Raw genomic sequence first — 16,585 nt, forward strand, 5'->3', positions numbered from 1 at the left:
CCGGCTCACACCCGTCGAATACGAAACCGTCATGACCACACCGGCCCTCCAAGCCGCGTGACTGAACCTGTCACCTGAAGGTGCGGCAGACCCCAGCTTGAGCTGTGGCAGTTGCTGCCTTGTCCGCTGACCTCTTAGAGGTCCTAACAAAGGCTTTGCGTGGATCGAGGGCTGATCAGTCAGGTGGCTTCAGTGACCGATGTCGCATGCTTGGGACCCGACCCTTGGGTTCCTTCCAGCCCAGCCACATGCGGGAGTTCGTGACGCAGCTCGAAGAGTCCGGCATGTCCGGCGCTTACGCCCGTGTGATCTTCTCCAACGTCCGCGCCATCCTCTCCGCCGCTGTTGAGGACGGCTACCTGCGCCGGAACCCCTGCCACTCGCGCACGGTGATGCTCCCCGAGATGGGGACGCGCCGTGTTGTTCCGTGGCAGCCGGACCGTGTCATCGCCATGCGGAGCGCCATGGCAGAGCGCTTCCGGCCCATGGTGGACATGGGTGCCGGATGTGGCCTGCGGCAAGGCGAGATCCTCGGACTATCTGTGGATGAGTTGGACCTCGACAGCGGCACGCTGCACGTGGTGCAGCAGCTCAAACTCAGCGTGAGCAAGCCTGTGTTCGCACCGCCGAAAGGCGGCAAGCTCCGTGACGTCCCGCTTCCCGAGCCCGTGGCCGAAGCGCTCAAGGAACACATCAAACGGTTCCCGCCCGCTGAGATCACGCTGCCGTGGATGCGCGCGAACGGCCGGCCAGTGACCAAGCGTCTGATCTTCACCGGGCCCAACGGTGGGCACATCTGGCGCACCTCACTCAACGAGGACCACTGGAAGCCCGCTCTGGCGTCCGTCGGGGTCATCCCGAAGGCCAAGAGCCGCGAGCACACCGCTGCGCGTGAGCACGGGATGCACGCCTTGAGGCACTTCTACGCGTCCGTTCTGTTGGACGCGGGGGAGAGCATCAAGGCCGTCAGTGAGTACCTCGGGCACTCCGACCCCGGACTGACGCTCAAGGTGTACGCGCACCTCATGCCGAGTAGCCGCGACCGGGCCCGGAAAGCACTCGGGGAGGCACTTCGGCCGCCGCAGGATCCGCCGCACTGAGGTCCCACAGTGGGCCCAGGCCGTGAAAATGCCCCCGACCCGCGCCGTATGCGCAGGTCGGGGGCATGATCGCTATATCTACTTCTTCTTGCCCTGGGTCTTGCGGTAGATCGCGGCGACCAGGGTTTTCGCAGGTGGAGACGCTGATCGGCTGCTGGTGAGTAGTCGCCATTGGTCGTCATCGGGTGCCCTTGAGCAACCTCGGACGGCCCAGGGACGGCCCAAAAACGGCCCTCTCACCGTTCGCCGTGCGGGTCATTGTCGACCGATGGGGACTTCGTAAACGATCTCTCACAGCGCTGCGGGAAGGACGATGTCCGCCGTCTCTACGGGTCGCCCCTGATCGCTGTAGTAGGTCCGCTTGATGTGCGTCACGAGAGCGGATTTCTGGATCCCCAGGAGCGAAGCTTCCTCGGCGGTCGCCAACCGCGGCTCCGGCTGCTCGACGGCGTGGCTGACCGTGACGCCGATTTCCGCCATGCGGTTGACCACTCCTTGCCCGGCATGCGGCCCGCCCTCTGGGAGGACGACAAGGGTTCCGGCGGTGAGGTCGTACGGCTCCCAGCTCGTCGACAGCTGCACGGGTCTGCCGTCGGCGAGGAACTCGTACACGGTGCGGACGCAGAGATCACCTTCGGCGATGCCAAGGCGCGACGCGATGTCAGCCGGAGCCGGCACCTTCGCCTCGGTCCGACTCTCCCAATCGCTTTGCCTGCCCACAGCCTTCATGTCGGCCCGGAAGGGTGAGCCGGTCGGCTGCTCGCGTGCCGACGATCGCACCACCCGCACGCGTGGTCGGGGCTCGGCGACGTAGGTGCCCGACCCGGCACGGCCCTCCAGCACACCTTGGGAGATCAGCAACTCCTGCGCCCGGCGGACGACGTTCTCGCCTACGCCGCATTCCTCGCCGATCTGGGCGCGGGAGGGCAGGCGGTCTCCCGGCTCCCACACGTGCTCCACGATCCGCTGCCGGAGGACATCGGCGACGCGGAGATAAGGCGGCTGCTCAGGCATATGGAAAATCTAGTCCACTAGCTCTAATCTAGTTAACTAACTTCACTGAAAGTGATCGCTGGTGACGGAGGCTGCCCTGTGCCCGCTTCGGGAGTTAGTGCGGCGGCCATCGCCGCCCGGCTATCGGCCCTCGGGCTGCCTACGCGAACGGAGGAACACCCCCGGCACACGGCGGTGGAAACGGAGGTGCCCGACGGGTTCTCCGCCGAGTCGTGGAGGGAGGTCCTGGACGTGGTGGCTGAGGCAGATCGATTCGGGCTCCTCGCCACCAGCTTGAACGGCCGCACCTTATGGGCGGTCGTACACAAAGCGGCCCCCACGACGGGCGATGTCGGGGGACCGAGCTATCAGCGATAGGAGCTGAACAGCGTGCTTAACCGTATCCGCCGCGCCCTGACCCTCGCCAGGGCGCGGAACTCCTCAAGTGGCAGACACCGACGTGTGTTACCGCCTCCCTGCCCTCCGGCGTCCCCTGCCGCCTCCCACGGATCCGTTGGCGGGCCGACTCTTTTCCTGGGCCGGGCAGTCTCCGGTGCGGCGGCCCACCGAAACCGGCTCCCAGGGGAGGACGTTGCACTCGTCCGTCCGTACGTGCTGGCGTCAGAAAGCCGTACTCGCGCACGCTCGATGGTCATCGCCCCTCACCTGCCGTCGGTTGCCTGGCCGTTCCTGGCTGGGGGTCACTGATGCTGGCGCGTCGACAACGGCACATCTCGGGCGCCTCGGCCGTCCCCTACCGTTCGACCGCTTGCAGGATCGGCACGCACTCCTCCTGCGCGGAATCTTCTCCGGTCCCGATGCCAGCCGAGCTTCCGGTGATCTGCGAAGCGTGTGACTGCCCGTGCCACTCGCCTGCCGGCCCTTGCCTGCCCATGGAGGTGACGCAGTGAGTGCCTGGGTCCCCGGCGGCACGCTGGCTTCCAGCATCGAGATCACCGCGGCCACAGTCCAGCGCGGCGACGTCATCCAACTCGGCGGCCACACCTGTCGGGTAGGAGACCTCTTCCAGCTTCCTCGGGGAGCGAAGCAATTGGTCTTCGAGTCAGGCGAGCTGCTGATCATGCACGCGCGTACCCGGTTCCTCGCCGTGCGCATGCCGAGAAGGCGGTGATCGACTCGATGCGCTCACGTCACCACGACATCGCCGATGACCTCCGGCAGCAGATCACCGCGGGCAGTCTTCAAGCCGGCGAACGCCTTCTGTCCGAAGCCGGCCTTGCCGACCGGTACGAGGTCAGCACGTTGACTCTGCGGAGAGCTCTCGCCGTACTCCAGGGGGAGGGCCTCGTCGAGAAGATCCACGGCAAGGGCAACTTCGTCCGCCGACCTCACCGCAAGATCTTGTACGTCGGTGGCTGGGGCACCCTGGACCCGTTGACCGCCGCCGAGCCGTACACACGCGTCACGATTCGCAGCACCACGGTTCCGGCTTCCGTGCACCTGGCGGCGTTGCTGAAGGCGCCAGCAGGCAGTCCCCTCGCGGAGTACTCCTGTCTCAGCCTTGAACAGGGGACGCCGCACGGCCTGGCCCGCATCTACGTACCGCGCGACCTGGCCGTGGCCGGAGTTCTCGACGACGACTCCCTTTGCCGGGAGACAGCCGCGCGTTTCGCCGTCCTCGGGCCGTCGCCAGCCACCGTCCGGGAGACGGTCTGCGCCCGCACTCCGACCCCGGACGAAGCGTTGGCCCTACGGATCGGGTCGACCACGGCCGTCCTCGCGATCACCCGCATTGTCACCGACTGCACGGGCCGCGTCGTTGAGGCTGCGCTGCTGTCCTTCCCGGGAGACCGCGTCGATGCCGTCTTCACCGCCCCCGTGTGCTCGACGAAAGGCAGCCCGAACGATGACGGCACCGAACGAACTGCGACTTCTCCCGTGGTCGGGCCCCGAGAACAAGCCCTGCTACCTGAGCACTGACGACGCCGGTGGCTACATGTCCCAACTGGCAGATTGCGTCGAAGCGGCCCAACTAGACACAGCCGCCGAACTACTGGAAGCAGCTTCAGTAACCCTCGACAACCTCGACGCGGACCCGAGTGACCTTCGTCGCCTGGGACACGATCTGACGTGCGCATTGAGTGACGTGCTCCGCGTTGCGGCAAGCCGCGGTCACCTCTTGGCCTGGAGCGAACGTCGCCGAAGCTGAAGACTCGGCGGGACAACGGTGCCCGCCGAAGTCAGTCTCTCTTCAACGCGGGGAGGGGACCTCGACCAGAGTCGGGGTTCTCCTCCCCGTTGCGCGTTGCCGAACAAGCTGAACGCCGCGCACCGGCACATCGGGCGCACTTCTCGGCGGTTTGAACGCTGCCCGTTTGTCAGGAGCCCCTCCGCCTGGGTGTCAGCTCGGGCGGTGCACGCATGCCCTGGCCCGAAGGCACCAAGCCGGCTTGCACGGAGGTCTTCTGCTCTGGTTGGGCCAAAGGGCAAGGCAGCCCAGCACGAGGTCACGCCGCGGACGACAGCCCAACCAGACAGCAGGGCCCGCTACCAGCAGGCATCGCGTCATGACCCTTCAGTCGCCCCCCGGCAGGGAGCGAAGCGGTGCACAATGCCCAGCGGCAAGCCGGTACACCGGTCTCAAGGTCAGACACCACGGAGTGGGTGCCCCTAGGTAGGCTGGGCCACCACCAACCTAAGGATGCGACTATGCAGGACACTTCGGATGTGACCCGGAGGCTTTGGGCTCTGTGCGGAGTGCTGAGAAACGAAGGTGTGACCTACCACGAGTATTTGAATGAACTCACTTATCTTCTCTTTCTCAAGCTCGCCCATGAACTTGATATGGAAAACAGGATTCCAGACGATTGCCGTTGGGTTGAGCTTACCGAAAGTGCATCTGATGGCATCCTTTCGCGATATGCTGAAATGCTGGAAAATCTCGGCACGGCAGATGATGAAGTTGTCAGAACTATCTTTGCGGATTCGAAAACGGGCATCAATTCAGGCGAATCTCTGATGCAGCTAGTTCAAGGTATCGAAGACATTGATTGGTATCGAGCGCGACAAAATGGCCTTGGCGACGTATATGAAGGGCTAATCCAAAAGAACGCGCAAGAGTCTCGTTACGGCGCCGGTCAATACTTCACGCCTCGACCAGTGGTAGAGGCGCTCGTTCAAGTCACTGCGCCAACAGATGAAGATACTGTGTACGATCCTGCCGCAGGTACCGGTGGGTTTCTAGTAGCCGCAGGATTGGGCACTGCGACCATCCATACTTCGCCTCCTAAACTGGTTGGCATTGAGTTGGTCCGGGATGTTCAGCGTATGGCGCTCATGAATCTGCTGCTGCATGGCCTCGAAGGGAAGGTTATTCTCGGCGATGCTCTGCAGCACGATGTCGGTGAGAATGGATACTCGGTCTGTCTCACAAATCCGCCGTTCGGTGCAAAGGGTGCTCTAACTGCAGAGCAGAATGAGAGACTTGAGTACCAAACCTCGAACAAACAACTTGCATTCTTGCAGCACGTCTATCAAAATCTGGCTAAGGGAGGCCGTGCTGCGATTGTCGTTCCTGACAACGTTCTGTTCGAGGGAGGGACGGCCGCCACCGTACGGACCAGGCTCCTAGAGAGCTACAGGGTTCATACTATTTTGAGTCTTCCGACAGGAATTTTTTATGCAACCGGCGTGAAAACTTCAGTGCTATTCTTTTGCGCCGACGGCGCAACTGAAGAAACCTGGTTCTATGACTTGCGTTCAGGGCAGACGAGTTTCGGCAAAAGAAGGCAGATGCTGGCTAGCGACTTGAGCGAATTCGTCTCAGCCTATGGTGCCGATGCTTATGGAAAAGGCCCTCGGATTGAAACGGATCGGTTCAAGCGCCTGACTCGCGAGGAGCTCACCACTCGTGGTGATCGTCTCGACTTCGCTCACGTGAAGCCCGCCGGCAGTCCGGTGGGTTCAAGTAGCATCACTGATCTCCTCGATGAGACCAGAACCTTGCGCGAGGAACTCGACAGCGCCTTGGCTGGGATTTCTGACATTGAAAAAATTCTGACGCGTCATCTCCAGGACCATGAAGTGGAGACACTCGGGCGATGATAATTCCCGATGCGTTCCCCGCAGAATGGCGCTTCTGCCTGGTGAAAGAAGCTGGTGAAACTCTGGTTGGCCAACAACGTTCACCAGAGACTACAAGCGGTCCAGCGAGCGATCAGAGGGACTATCTGCGCGTTGCGAATGTTCGTGATGATGCGCTAGATCTACAGGATCTTGCAACAATGAGCTTCGACACTGTTGCCAGAGAGAAGTACCGCCTTGTAGACGGAGACATTCTTCTATGTGAGGGACAGAGTCGTGAGCTCGTAGGGCGAGCGGCGATGTATCGATCCGAGCCTGAACAGCTCTACTTCCAGAACACGCTCATCAGGTTCCGGGCTCACCGTGAGGTTCTGCCAGAATTTGCCCTACTAGTCTTCAGGGCGTATCAGCACTCCGGCGTGTTCGCGGAAATTGCTAAGTCCACTACAAATATTGCTCATCTCGGACTTCGTCGCTTTCAGGAGCTACCTTTCCCGCTGCCTCCTAGAATTACCCAAGAGGCAATCATTGATTGCGCCCGTGATATACAGAGCTCTATCGACGCGACTCTTGTAGCGATGAGTAACATCATTGATACGGCAACCGATCTTCCAGGTAGGGCGAGAAATCTTCTTATCCTGGAAGGCGGTGAGCTTGGAGTGCCTGGAGAGTCAGATCAGGAAACGCGGACAACTTGGCAATCAGCAGCGGACGTCGTCGCTGAAGACTCTCCTATCGTTTATGGGATTCTTCAGCCCGGGCCTGACATCGATGACGGTTCGGGCGTTCCGTATGTTCGCGGCCAAGACCTGCGGGACGGATTTATTCTTCAAGAGCACCTGAGGAGAACATCGCAATCGATCGCTCAGCGATATGAGCGATCATCGCTAAAGCGCGGTGATGTGCTACTTGGTATCATTCGCAGCCTCCGTGTCGCCGTCGTGCCGCAAGAGCTCAGCGGAGCGAACATTACTCAAGGAACGGCCAGGATCAGACCCAGTAGCCGCGTAGATAGCGACTACCTGGCGCATTGGCTATCAAGCTCGGCGGCACAGGGGTGGCTCCGAAGCCGATTGCGCGGTATCGATATGCCTGGATTGAATCTGCGTGATGTTAGGCAGTTGCCTGTACCCGTACGGGAACTTCGTACTCAACGTCAGATCGCCGTGACCTTGGATGAGGTGACCGCAGCACATCAGGGTGTTATCAGGGATGCGCAAAGCGCCGTCAGCCGGCTCCAAGGGCTGGAGCGCGAGTTCACCGCATCTTGCGCTTTCGGAGACATGGCTAGATGGATTACGCAGAGCACAGCAGGCGACGAGAGCGAGTCTTTGTCCTCGCTAATTTTGACCCAGGTAAAAGAAGCGGCTTCAAAGCCACGCAAGAAGACCCCTTCTAGGTCGCCGCGGTCCAGCAAGAACAGGAGCAAGCGCATTAGTCTCAAAAGCACCACCACTCCGCAAGAGATACTAGCCGTGCTGCGTGAGGCTTCGGCCCCTTTGGACCCAGAACACCTATTCCGTCAGCTTTCTCTGTCGGATAGCGCTGTTGATAGCTTCTACGCTGCCTTGCGGGAGCTGAAGCAACTGCGCCAGCTTGAAGTGGTGCGCCCGAACGATACGGATGTCAAGATTTCGGTGGCAGATTAAATGCGTATCACGCGTGTGAAAGTAGAGTCGTTCAAGAACCTGCGGGACTTCGAGATTCAGCTTGACGAAAATGCCGCTGTTTCCGTACTGGTGGGGCGCAATGGCAGTGGAAAGTCCAATCTCCTTGAGGCTTTGACGATTATCTTTCGTGACATCGACCTCGGACGGCGGCCCGATTTTGCGTTCGAGTTGGATTATCTAATCAAAGAAAATTCGGTTTCCATTTCCTCGGAGCCGTCCCGAACGGGCCACAGTGTTAAATGCCGAGTGAATGGGCGCCCGATTAGTTTCACTAAGTTCTCAGGAACTGATGGGCGAGAGTACCGACCCCAACATGTATTTGGCTACTACTCCGGCCCGAGCAATCGTCTCGAAGAACACTTCATCCCTCATCAGGAGCGTTTCTACAGGGACCTAATTGACGGCATCGAAAGGCCGTTGCGGCCTCTTTTCTATGCTCGAAATGTGCACTCCAACTTTGTTCTCCTAGCTTTCTTCTTGGATGAAGATCCTGTAGTCATGCGCTTGCTGCGTGATCACCTTGGCATTGAGGGCTTGGACTCGGTTCTCTTTGAGATGCAGAAACCCTCATGGCCTGGCAAAGACGGTGATGAACGATTTTGGAACGCGCGCGGCACGGTTCGAGCGTTACTCGATCGCTTGTACCGGCTTTCGCTTGCGCCTATGAGGTTGGACCGCAAGGTAAGAACAGGATTGTCTCGGACTGCACAGACGGAGCACCTCTACCTTTACCTTGAGAGTCTGTTTGAGGCCAAAGAACTTAGAGCCGCCTATGCAAGCAATGGCGACTTCTTTAAAGCTCTCGAAAGTACTTACATTTCTGAACTAATTCATGATGTCCGCATCAGAGTAAGAAGCACTAGGTCATCCTCTTCTCTAACGTTCCGAGAACTGAGCGAGGGAGAGCAGCAGCTTCTTCTTGTCCTTGGATTGATGAGGTTCACTCGAGAGGAAGAGTCCCTCTTTCTACTCGATGAGCCTGATACGCATTTGAACCCGGCTTGGAGCGTTCAGTACCGGAAGTTCCTGGGCGAGTTTGGTGGGCTCGACGACGGTTGCCAGGTTCTGATGGCAACCCATGACCCGCTTGTTGTAGCTGGCCTACTCAGACAAGACGTGCGTATTCTTGAACGCCATGGGGACGGTCGCATAACCGCCGTAGAGCCGTTGGAGGATCCGCAAGGAATGGGCGTCGGAGCGCTCCTGACGAGTGACGTTTACGGGTTGAGGTCTCAACTCGACCTCGAGACGCTCGACAAGCTGGATGAGAAAAGAAGTTTGTCCGCACGACCTGATGATGAATTGACTGCAGAAGAGCAGGACAGGCTAAATAGACTAGGGAATGAGCTTAGGCATCTCGGTCTTTTGATGGAAGACAGAGACCCTGAGTTTCAGGCCTATCTCAAAGCCAAATCGGCAAGTCAAACGTCGCAGCGTCCCCTTTCTTTCACGAGGGAGGAAGTGGAGGAAAACTTCGAAGATGCTGTGGCGCTGTTGAATGAGATCGAAGAGCAGGAAGACTAGTGCTGTCGGGGGCAGTTCTTGATTTTCATTGATCGGCAGGAAGTTATCGCGCGTCTTCCGGAAGGGTGGAAGGCTAGGGCGAAGGGCGTGACCGATGAGCTACTGGAGGCTGATGGGATCGCGGAAAGAAAGAAGATTATCGATGATAATCAGGAACTGTGGCGAAGTATCAAGGGTGTCTTGGCGGCCGTTGGGTATCAGAAGTGCTGGTACTGCGAGACTGCTGACATCCGGTCAGATAACGCGGTCGACCACTTTAGGCCGAAGGGGAGAATTTCTGGGGGGAGCAAGGAAGGGTATTGGTGGTTGGCCTTCGATGTGCGCAACTACAGATTTGCTTGCACCTATTGCAATAGTCGGCGCCACGGAGAGGGTGGGACGATTGGGGGTAAGGCTGACTTTTTCCCCTTGGCCGTGGGCTCGCGCAGGTCGGACAGTCACCTGATTCCAATATCGGTCGAGATTCCAATGCTTCTCGATCCATGCGATGAGTTTGACATCACCGCCTTGTGGTTCGATGAGACGGGCCAGGTGAAGGTGAATCCTGGTGCGGAAATATTGGAAGAAAATGTGTCCGATCGCGTAGCTGTATCGCGTTCTCTGTATCATCTAGATCACGTAAGACTCATTGAAGCACGTAAGCGCGTCTTTCTTGAAGTGCTTCAAATGTGTGATCAGGCGGACGAGGCACTTGTGAGCTATAAAGCGACTCAAGATGGCATGGCGCGAAGCGTCTTCCGTGAGTCGATTAATGCCCTCAGGAGAATGAAAAAAGAGGATGCCCCTTACTCGGCTGTAGCTAAGTGTGCTGTGCGGGGCTATCGCAGTACCAGCCCCTCAGCCAAGCTCATCGCCGAGGCTTCATAGGCGGAGCGGGTTTGGCCGGTGTCCTGCCCGGTTTGGGGTCGAGCATGAGCAGGGGGCCGTACGCTGGCCGGCAACTCGGGCAGGCTGTGATCCTGCCCGGAATTTGAACGAGTGGCCCCCTGGTCTTGCTCGACGCGGGACCCGAACCGGGGAGGTGGCTAAAGCCGTGGAGCCGACCGCCCCAGCCACAGCGGGTTTCACCACCTTCAGCCCGCAGCACGCAGCGCGCCGCCGGGCGCGGCCAGCCGGGGCGAAGACAGAGGCAGGCCGCGCCCGGCGGCGCGCGCCCGCGCCGTGCGCGGGCCTTGATGAAGTAGGGAAAGTTCTATCGCGCTGGCGTCAGGCGCTTGCCGTCATGGCTTCGCACATGGGGCCCGTTCCCGTCGAGGGCATCCAGCAGTCGGACCGCGTAGACCTCGGACATCCACTCGGTGACCTCGTCCGGCGTGAGCCAGCCGACCGCGGTCGATTCGCTGGACGTGCGCTCGCTTCCGCCGGCGGGCTTGCACCGGAAGACCAGGGCAACGATGCCCCGGGTGGTGTTCTTGTAGACCCCGGTGAGCTCGTCCACCTCGACGTGGATACCCGTCTCCTCCAGGACCTCACGCCGTACACCCGTCTCCGGGGTCTCATCGAGTTCGAGTACGCCGCCGGGGAGCTCCCAAGTGCCGTTGTCAGCGCGGCGGATTGCCAGGAGTCGTCCGTCCTCACGCACGACCACTCCGGCTACGGACACGGAGTGGAGTGGCGTTGACGTGCCTTCCTGCGCACTGTTACTCATGTACAGGAGCATAGGAGGAAGAGAAGGACTATGGAAACAGCGGTAGGAGGTGGGAAGTCCGTACCTCGGTACGTGCAGATCGCCGAGGAGATCGTTCAGCAGATCCGCGCAGGAATCCTCAAGCCCGGTGACATGGTGCCCAGCGAATCGGAGCTCGTGGAGCGCTACGGCGTCTCCGGCGGCACCATCCGCAAGGCCATGGTGGAGGTCCGCGCGAGTGACCTAGTGGAGACCCGCCAGGGCAAGGGGTCCATGGTGAAGGCCCGGCCCCCGGTACGGCACCGTTCCTCGGACCGATTCAAGCGCTCCCATCGGCAGGGCGGCAAGGCCGCGTACCTCGCCGAGTCGGAGCAGTCCGGCGCCAAGGCTGGCGTCAGCGTTCTATACATCGGTCCGACGGACGCTCCGAATGACATCGCGGAGCGGCTCGGCGTCCCGGCCGGCACCCAGGTGCTCGCCAGGCGTCGCCTCTACTTCCGCAACGAGACTCCTGTGGAGACGGCCACGTCGTATCTCCCTTGGGACGTTGCGAAGGACATCCCCGAGCTGTTCGCGAAGAACCCCGGCGGTGGTGGCATCTACGCCCGCCTCGAAGACCATGGGCACGAGTTCGCGGAGTTCGTCGAGACGCTGCAAGCCCGGCTGGCGACCAAGGCTGAGGCCTCCGAACTGGCCCTGAGTCCCGGCGCTTCGGTGGTTCACCTGATCCGTGAGGCACGAACGACGGAGGATCGCGTCGTAGAGGTGTGCGACACGCTCATGGCCGCTGACCAGTTCGTCTTCAGCTACCGGATCCCCGCCTCCGACTGACGCACACTCAACTCAGCGCAGCCCGCCGCGACTTCTTCGTCTCGGCGGGTTGACTCATGTATAGGAGTGATGCACTCTTCCTTATGTCACTCATGTACATGAGTGGCTGAGTCGAGCACATCTATAGGAGTGATCTTCTGTGCGTACGATCCCCGTCGACACCTCCGCCGCGTCCGTGATGGTCGCCAAGCCCCCGCAGATCAAGGTCAAGGACCGCCGGACCGGTGAGATCGCGGTGGACGTTGAGAGTGGCGCGAAGCTCATGACCGTGGACGTGATGTTCGCGGCGAATGAGGAGGTGGAGATCCTTTCGGTTACCGTCCCTGAGCCGGGCATCTCCGGTGAGCTGATGATGGGCACGCCCGTCGCCGTCACCGGACTGATCGCCCGGCCGTGGGAGAACGAGTTCAACGGGCAGAAGCGTCACGGGATCGCCTTCCGTGCGGTGGCGGTCACCTCGCTCGTCGCCGCTGCCGAGAAGCCCAAGGCGGCCTGATCATGACCGGGTGCCTGGTCACGCTGCTGCTGGTCGTCGTCACCGCACTGATCCTGCGGTGGCGGCGTCCCGCCTGGTACTGGATGACCTTCGGGGTCACCCTTGCCGCGTTGCGAGTAGCTGTCCGGTACGCCTCGGTCATGGACGCCTGCGGGCTCACCGTTCCGCCCGCGCGTTGGCGTCTCTCCCTCGCCCGGATGACGAACCGCCCCGTTCCTGAGTCGAGAGCCCCGCGCATTCTCCGGCTCCGCCCTACTCGTACTGGGCTGGTCCTGCGGATCAAGCTCCGACCCGGTCAGGATGCCTTCGACGTCGCTTCGGCCACCGACCGACTCCGGCACTCCTTCGGGATGTACGGAGTCACCTCCCGCGAACTTCGCTCGGGAATCGTGGAGTTACGGATGACGGGATACGACGTCCTTCGGCGGGTGCAGATGCCGGCCGAAACCGGCCCCGCGCCGATGCGTATCCCCGTCGCGCTGCGCGAGGACGGATCCGTCCACTACCGCGACTACCGGGCTGTGCCCCACGGGCTGACGCTCGGCGCGACCGAGTCGGGGAAGTCCGTCTACCAGCGCAACCTGGTCGCCGGCCTCGCGGCGCACGACGTCGCGCTCGTCGGGATCGACTGCAAACAGGGCGTCGAGCTCTTCCCGCTCGCCCGGCGATTCTCCGCCCTCGCCGACAACCCGGACTCCGCCCTCGAACTCCTCGAAGCACTCGTGCAGCACATGGAGGACGTCTACCAGCTCATCCGTTCCGCTCAGCGCATCACCGTGGACGTTCCGGACGCCGACATAGCTGCCGACATCTGGGACCTGCCGGCCGACATACGCCCGACTCCGGTCGTGGTTCTGGTCGACGAGGTTGCCGAGCTGGCGCTGTTCGCCACCAAGGACGAGGAGAGGCGCCGCGACAGGATCGTCACTGCTCTGGTCCGCCTCGCCCAGCTCGGCCGTGCCTCGGGGATCTACCTGGAGATCTGCGGACAGCGCTTCGGATCCGAACTCGGCAAGGGCATCACGATGCTCCGTGCCCAACTCACGGGTCGGATGGCCCACCGCGTCAACGACGAGTCCAGCGCCAACATGGCTTTCGGAGACATCGCTCCGGACGCCGTCCTTGCCGCGATCCAGATTCCCACCGACGTCCCCGGCATCGCGGTCTCGGGTGACTCGACCGGTGGATGGACCCGCATACGAGCACCGCACACCTCACTGCGCCAAGCAGTGAACATCTGCAACCGGCACGCCGACCGCACTCCGGATGTGCCCGCCCTCGCGGCCTTCCGGCCCGCCGTCGCACCCCTGGCCTCGGCCACCGCGCCGCGCACCAAAGCCGCGCCCACCACCGCCTGACCTCCCGCTCTCCGGTCGGTGTGGCCATTCCCGCGCCATGTCCCTACCCGTCCCATGCCGAAAAGGAGAAGTCCGATGGCCCGTCCCTCCGTGCGCGTGGACGCCGTACTGATCCAAGCCGTGATCGCTGGCGCGCTCTCCTTCGCCCACCTCCACGACCTCGCCGCCGCCGCGGGCCAGGACGGCTGGAAGGCATGGGCCTACCCGATCAGCGTTGATCTGCTCCTGGTCGCTGCCTGGCGGCGGTTACGAAAGGACGGCCCGTCCCGGCTCGCTTGGTGCTGGTTCCTGATCGCGCTCGTCGCCTCGCTCGGTGCCAACGTCGCCACCGCCGGATTCCTCGATCTCGCGCACCCTCCGGCCTGGTTGCGCTTCGGCATTGCTGGATGGCCCGCGCTCGCCTTCCTCGGCGGGACGCTCCTCGCCCACACCGAGACCCCGGTCGAGGACCGCACGCCCGTTCCGGCGGTGCCTACGGCTGATCCGTCGGCGCCGGAGCTCGTCACCGAGGAACAGGCGCCGGAGTTGGAACCAGCGCCGATTCCTGCCGCTGAGGAGTCTCCGGTCCTGCCTCCTGCCGACGCGTCTCCGCCCGTGCCGGCCGCGCTCGTCGACCACGCCCGGAAGGTCGCCGACGACCACCGCGCCCGTACCGGTTCACCGATCGACACCGACACGCTCCGCGCCCGCCTCGGAGTTCCGCCCCAACTCGCCGCCGCGATCGCCGCTCAGCTCGCCTGACACGAGAGGAGATCCACCATGCCCGCCCGCGACCACTTCCACTCCGTGATGCGGATCGGACCGGTGCAGATCGGTACCCACCGCGACCGGCACGGCCGCACCCAGCACGCCGCCGTGTGCACCGCCGATCGCTGCGGTTGGTCGTCCGACTTCAGCAGCCGGTCCGCAGCCCAGCTCGCCGCCCGCACCCACCGCTGCAAGGTCCGCTGAAGGAGACCCGCCATGGACGTACCGCTCTGGCTCGCCCTGATCGTCGTCGGCTGGCTCGGCGTGAAGCTGATCCGCCCGCCCTGGTGGCTCGTGCTCGTGCTGCTGCTCGGCGGCTATCTCCTCGCCGACAGCCTCCTGACCCCCGTGATCGACACCGCCATCAAGTAACCCCCACCGAAGGGAGAACCGCCATGCTCCGCCCGAAGGTCCCCACCAACCCGTTGCCGACCGGAATCGTCACTGGAACCGCCCGGAGCTACGTCCCCGCCGTGCCCCACCAGACCCCGGCCCCCACGGCTCCCGCACGTCCCACGGTTCAGCTCACGCCCGGTGCCGTCGTCGCCGTCATCGGGGGCGGCACGGCCGTGGTCCTGGTGGTCGGCGCGGTCCTGGTCTCCATGCTCCTCGCGGTCGCCGTCACCGCCGCGTCGCTCGCCATCAGCGCCCTGGTCGTTCGGTCGCTCGTGGCGTCGCAGAACCACCGCTGACCGGCTTCCGGGAGGCCTCGATACCGCCAAGCATCCGCCGCCCGGAAGCCGTGCTCCTGCCCGAACCACAGATCCGGAAGGAAGCACCATCATGACCGACCGCACCGCCCGCCGCCGGCGGAGTGCACATGCCTGAATCGCAGCTCGACCGGCTCACCCTCGGCGACCTGCTGAGGGTGGCCTCGGCCCCCGAGTTCCACCGCTGGGAGGACCAGATCCGCCGCACCCGTGGCTGCTCCGACCCGATCCACCTAACCGGTTGGACCCTCACCAAGGACAAGACCACCGGCGAGACCCTTCACCACTACTCGACCGAGATCGAGCCTGGCGGACGACTCCGCCTCGCCTGCGGGAACCGCCGTGCCTCCCGCTGCCCCTCCTGCGCCTGGACGTACGCCGGGGACACCTACCACCTGATCCGCGCGGGCCTGGCCGGAGACGACCGCCGCGATGTCCCCGCCACCGTGCGGGATCACCCCCGGGTCTTCGCCACCCTTACCGCCCCGTCCTTCGGCCCGGTCCACAACCGTCCCGAACGTGGCACTTGCCGTTGCGGTAGCCGGCACTCGGCAGACGCACCCGAGCTCGGTACCGCCCTGGACCCCGAGACGTACGACTACGCCGGATCGGTCCTGTTCAACAACCACGCCGGCGACCTCTGGATGCGGTTCACCACTCGCCTCCGACGGGAGATCGCGGCCCGCGCCGGACTCACGCAGGTGGAACTGAAGGAATCGGCTCGGCTCTCGTACGGCAAGGTCGCGGAGTTCCAGAAGCGCGGGGCGATCCACTTCCACGCCGTGATGCGGATCGACGGGCCGGACGGGCCCGGTACCCCTCCTCCGTCCTGGGCCACCGTCGACCTGCTAACCGACTCAATACGCGCAGCTGCTCGACACAGCTACACCTCGGTGTCCGCTCCCGCCGCCGATGATCAGCCCGCTCGTACCTTCCGCTGGGGCACACAACTCGACGTCCGCCCGGTCGTTGCCTTCGGCGACGGCTCCGATGTCACCGAACAGGCTGTGGCGTCCTACGTCGCGAAGTACGCCACCAAGGCGGCGGAGAACACCGGCACTCTGGACCGCCGCATCGGTGAACTCTGCGAACTCGATCGCCACGGCGTCCCTGACCACGCCCGCCGCCTCATCGCCGCGTGTCACCTCCTCGATCCGCTCTACCCCGAACGTCGGTTGTGGGCCTGGGCGCACATGCTCGGGTTCCGCGGTCACTTCTCCTCGAAATCCCGCCGCTACTCGACCACCCTCGGCGAGCTCCGCCAGGCCCGCGCCGACTTCCGCGCTGCTCAGGAACGGCAGTCCCTCGGCCTGGCGGCCCGCGTCCCGGACACCGTGCTCGTCCTGGCTGACTGGCAGTACGCCGGCCACGGTCACTCGCCCGGCGAATCCGTCCTCGCCGTGACCATTGCCCGTGGTCTCCAGCTCAATCGCGAAACCGCCCGTGAAGCCATGGCGGAGCTGGTCGACGAGGGGGAGTGGTGAC

The 16,585-nt window shown here is 62.9% G+C and carries 17 protein-coding genes and 2 pseudogenes; 17 read left to right on the forward strand and 2 right to left on the reverse strand.

Annotated features, from left to right (window positions below; translation table 11 throughout):
- Positions 1 to 209: 209 nt before the first annotated feature.
- Positions 210 to 1,100 (forward strand): annotated as a pseudogene (locus ACFYY2_RS04200) (tyrosine-type recombinase/integrase); the annotation flags it as partial.
- A 291-nt stretch (positions 1,101 to 1,391) separates the two neighbouring features.
- Here ACFYY2_RS04200 and ACFYY2_RS04205 read toward each other — a convergent pair.
- Positions 1,392 to 2,114: a GntR family transcriptional regulator gene (locus ACFYY2_RS04205; protein ID WP_388736850.1), complete on the reverse strand. Its 723-nt coding sequence runs from the start codon at positions 2,112 to 2,114 to the stop codon at positions 1,392 to 1,394.
- 78 nt (positions 2,115 to 2,192) lie between these two features.
- Between ACFYY2_RS04205 and ACFYY2_RS04210 the strand changes: the two genes are divergently transcribed.
- The 8 genes and pseudogenes from ACFYY2_RS04210 (at position 2,193) to ACFYY2_RS04245 (ending at position 10,198) form a co-directional block, all read left to right on the forward strand.
- On the forward strand, positions 2,193 to 2,471 hold the full coding sequence (locus ACFYY2_RS04210; RefSeq protein WP_388738548.1) for a hypothetical protein: 279 nt from the start codon (positions 2,193 to 2,195) through the stop codon (positions 2,469 to 2,471).
- 529 nt (positions 2,472 to 3,000) lie between these two features.
- Positions 3,001 to 3,225, forward strand: coding sequence for a hypothetical protein (locus ACFYY2_RS04215; RefSeq protein WP_056797382.1), 225 nt, complete (start codon positions 3,001 to 3,003; stop codon positions 3,223 to 3,225).
- 8 nt (positions 3,226 to 3,233) lie between these two features.
- Positions 3,234 to 3,964, forward strand: a pseudogene (locus ACFYY2_RS04220) (GntR family transcriptional regulator).
- Positions 3,961 to 4,263: a hypothetical protein gene (locus tag ACFYY2_RS04225; protein WP_079099411.1), complete on the forward strand. Its 303-nt coding sequence runs from the start codon at positions 3,961 to 3,963 to the stop codon at positions 4,261 to 4,263. The pseudogene ACFYY2_RS04220 and the gene ACFYY2_RS04225 overlap by 4 nt, the downstream one beginning before the upstream one ends.
- Positions 4,264 to 4,763: 500 nt before the next feature.
- Positions 4,764 to 6,158, forward strand: a complete 1,395-nt coding sequence (locus ACFYY2_RS04230; protein ID WP_079099412.1) for an N-6 DNA methylase — start codon at positions 4,764 to 4,766, stop codon at positions 6,156 to 6,158.
- Positions 6,155 to 7,786, forward strand: coding sequence for a restriction endonuclease subunit S (locus ACFYY2_RS04235; protein ID WP_107103328.1), 1,632 nt, complete (start codon positions 6,155 to 6,157; stop codon positions 7,784 to 7,786). Before ACFYY2_RS04230 ends, ACFYY2_RS04235 begins: the two co-directional genes overlap by 4 nt.
- On the forward strand, positions 7,787 to 9,331 hold the full coding sequence (locus ACFYY2_RS04240; RefSeq protein ID WP_388736854.1) for an AAA family ATPase: 1,545 nt from the start codon (positions 7,787 to 7,789) through the stop codon (positions 9,329 to 9,331).
- 87 nt (positions 9,332 to 9,418) lie between these two features.
- Positions 9,419 to 10,198: a hypothetical protein gene (locus tag ACFYY2_RS04245; RefSeq protein ID WP_157862914.1), complete on the forward strand. Its 780-nt coding sequence runs from the start codon at positions 9,419 to 9,421 to the stop codon at positions 10,196 to 10,198.
- A gap of 325 nt (positions 10,199 to 10,523) precedes the next feature.
- Here ACFYY2_RS04245 and ACFYY2_RS04250 read toward each other — a convergent pair whose 3' ends face one another.
- The gene (locus tag ACFYY2_RS04250) at positions 10,524 to 10,991 is read right to left on the reverse strand and encodes an NUDIX hydrolase (RefSeq protein WP_037828775.1); all 468 of its coding nucleotides are present in this window, start codon (positions 10,989 to 10,991) and stop codon (positions 10,524 to 10,526) included.
- 18 nt (positions 10,992 to 11,009) lie between these two features.
- Between ACFYY2_RS04250 and ACFYY2_RS04255 the strand changes: the two genes are divergently transcribed.
- The 8 genes from ACFYY2_RS04255 to repSA all read left to right on the forward strand — a co-directional run bounded on the left by ACFYY2_RS04255 (position 11,010) and on the right by repSA (position 16,584).
- Positions 11,010 to 11,789, forward strand: a complete 780-nt coding sequence (locus ACFYY2_RS04255; RefSeq protein WP_103511814.1) for a GntR family transcriptional regulator — start codon at positions 11,010 to 11,012, stop codon at positions 11,787 to 11,789.
- Positions 11,790 to 11,928: 139 nt separating this feature from the next.
- Positions 11,929 to 12,285, forward strand: a complete 357-nt coding sequence (locus ACFYY2_RS04260; RefSeq protein WP_030636120.1) for a hypothetical protein — start codon at positions 11,929 to 11,931, stop codon at positions 12,283 to 12,285.
- Positions 12,286 to 12,287: 2 nt separating this feature from the next.
- A complete protein-coding gene (locus ACFYY2_RS04265; RefSeq protein WP_388736858.1) occupies positions 12,288 to 13,643 on the forward strand; it encodes an FtsK/SpoIIIE domain-containing protein in 1,356 nt (451 codons plus the stop codon).
- 75 nt (positions 13,644 to 13,718) lie between these two features.
- Complete coding sequence (locus ACFYY2_RS04270) at positions 13,719 to 14,384, forward strand: DUF2637 domain-containing protein (protein ID WP_359282722.1); 666 nt, start codon at positions 13,719 to 13,721, stop codon at positions 14,382 to 14,384.
- Between the two features lie 18 nt (positions 14,385 to 14,402).
- Positions 14,403 to 14,594 carry a mobile element transfer protein gene (locus tag ACFYY2_RS04275; protein ID WP_014047488.1) on the forward strand — a complete coding sequence of 64 codons (192 nt, stop codon included), beginning with the start codon at positions 14,403 to 14,405 and terminating at the stop codon, positions 14,592 to 14,594.
- A gap of 12 nt (positions 14,595 to 14,606) precedes the next feature.
- On the forward strand, positions 14,607 to 14,762 hold the full coding sequence (locus tag ACFYY2_RS04280; protein WP_388736862.1) for a hypothetical protein: 156 nt from the start codon (positions 14,607 to 14,609) through the stop codon (positions 14,760 to 14,762).
- Between the two features lie 23 nt (positions 14,763 to 14,785).
- Positions 14,786 to 15,082, forward strand: coding sequence for a SpdD-like protein (locus ACFYY2_RS04285; protein WP_388736865.1), 297 nt, complete (start codon positions 14,786 to 14,788; stop codon positions 15,080 to 15,082).
- Positions 15,083 to 15,210: 128 nt separating this feature from the next.
- Complete coding sequence (repSA, locus tag ACFYY2_RS04290) at positions 15,211 to 16,584, forward strand: replication initiator protein RepSA (protein WP_388736867.1); 1,374 nt, start codon at positions 15,211 to 15,213, stop codon at positions 16,582 to 16,584.
- The last annotated feature ends 1 nt before the right edge of the window (position 16,585 follow it).

The sequence above is a fragment of the Streptomyces sp. NPDC001822 genome (assembly GCF_042892135.1).
Lineage (GTDB): Bacteria > Actinomycetota > Actinomycetes > Streptomycetales > Streptomycetaceae > Streptomyces.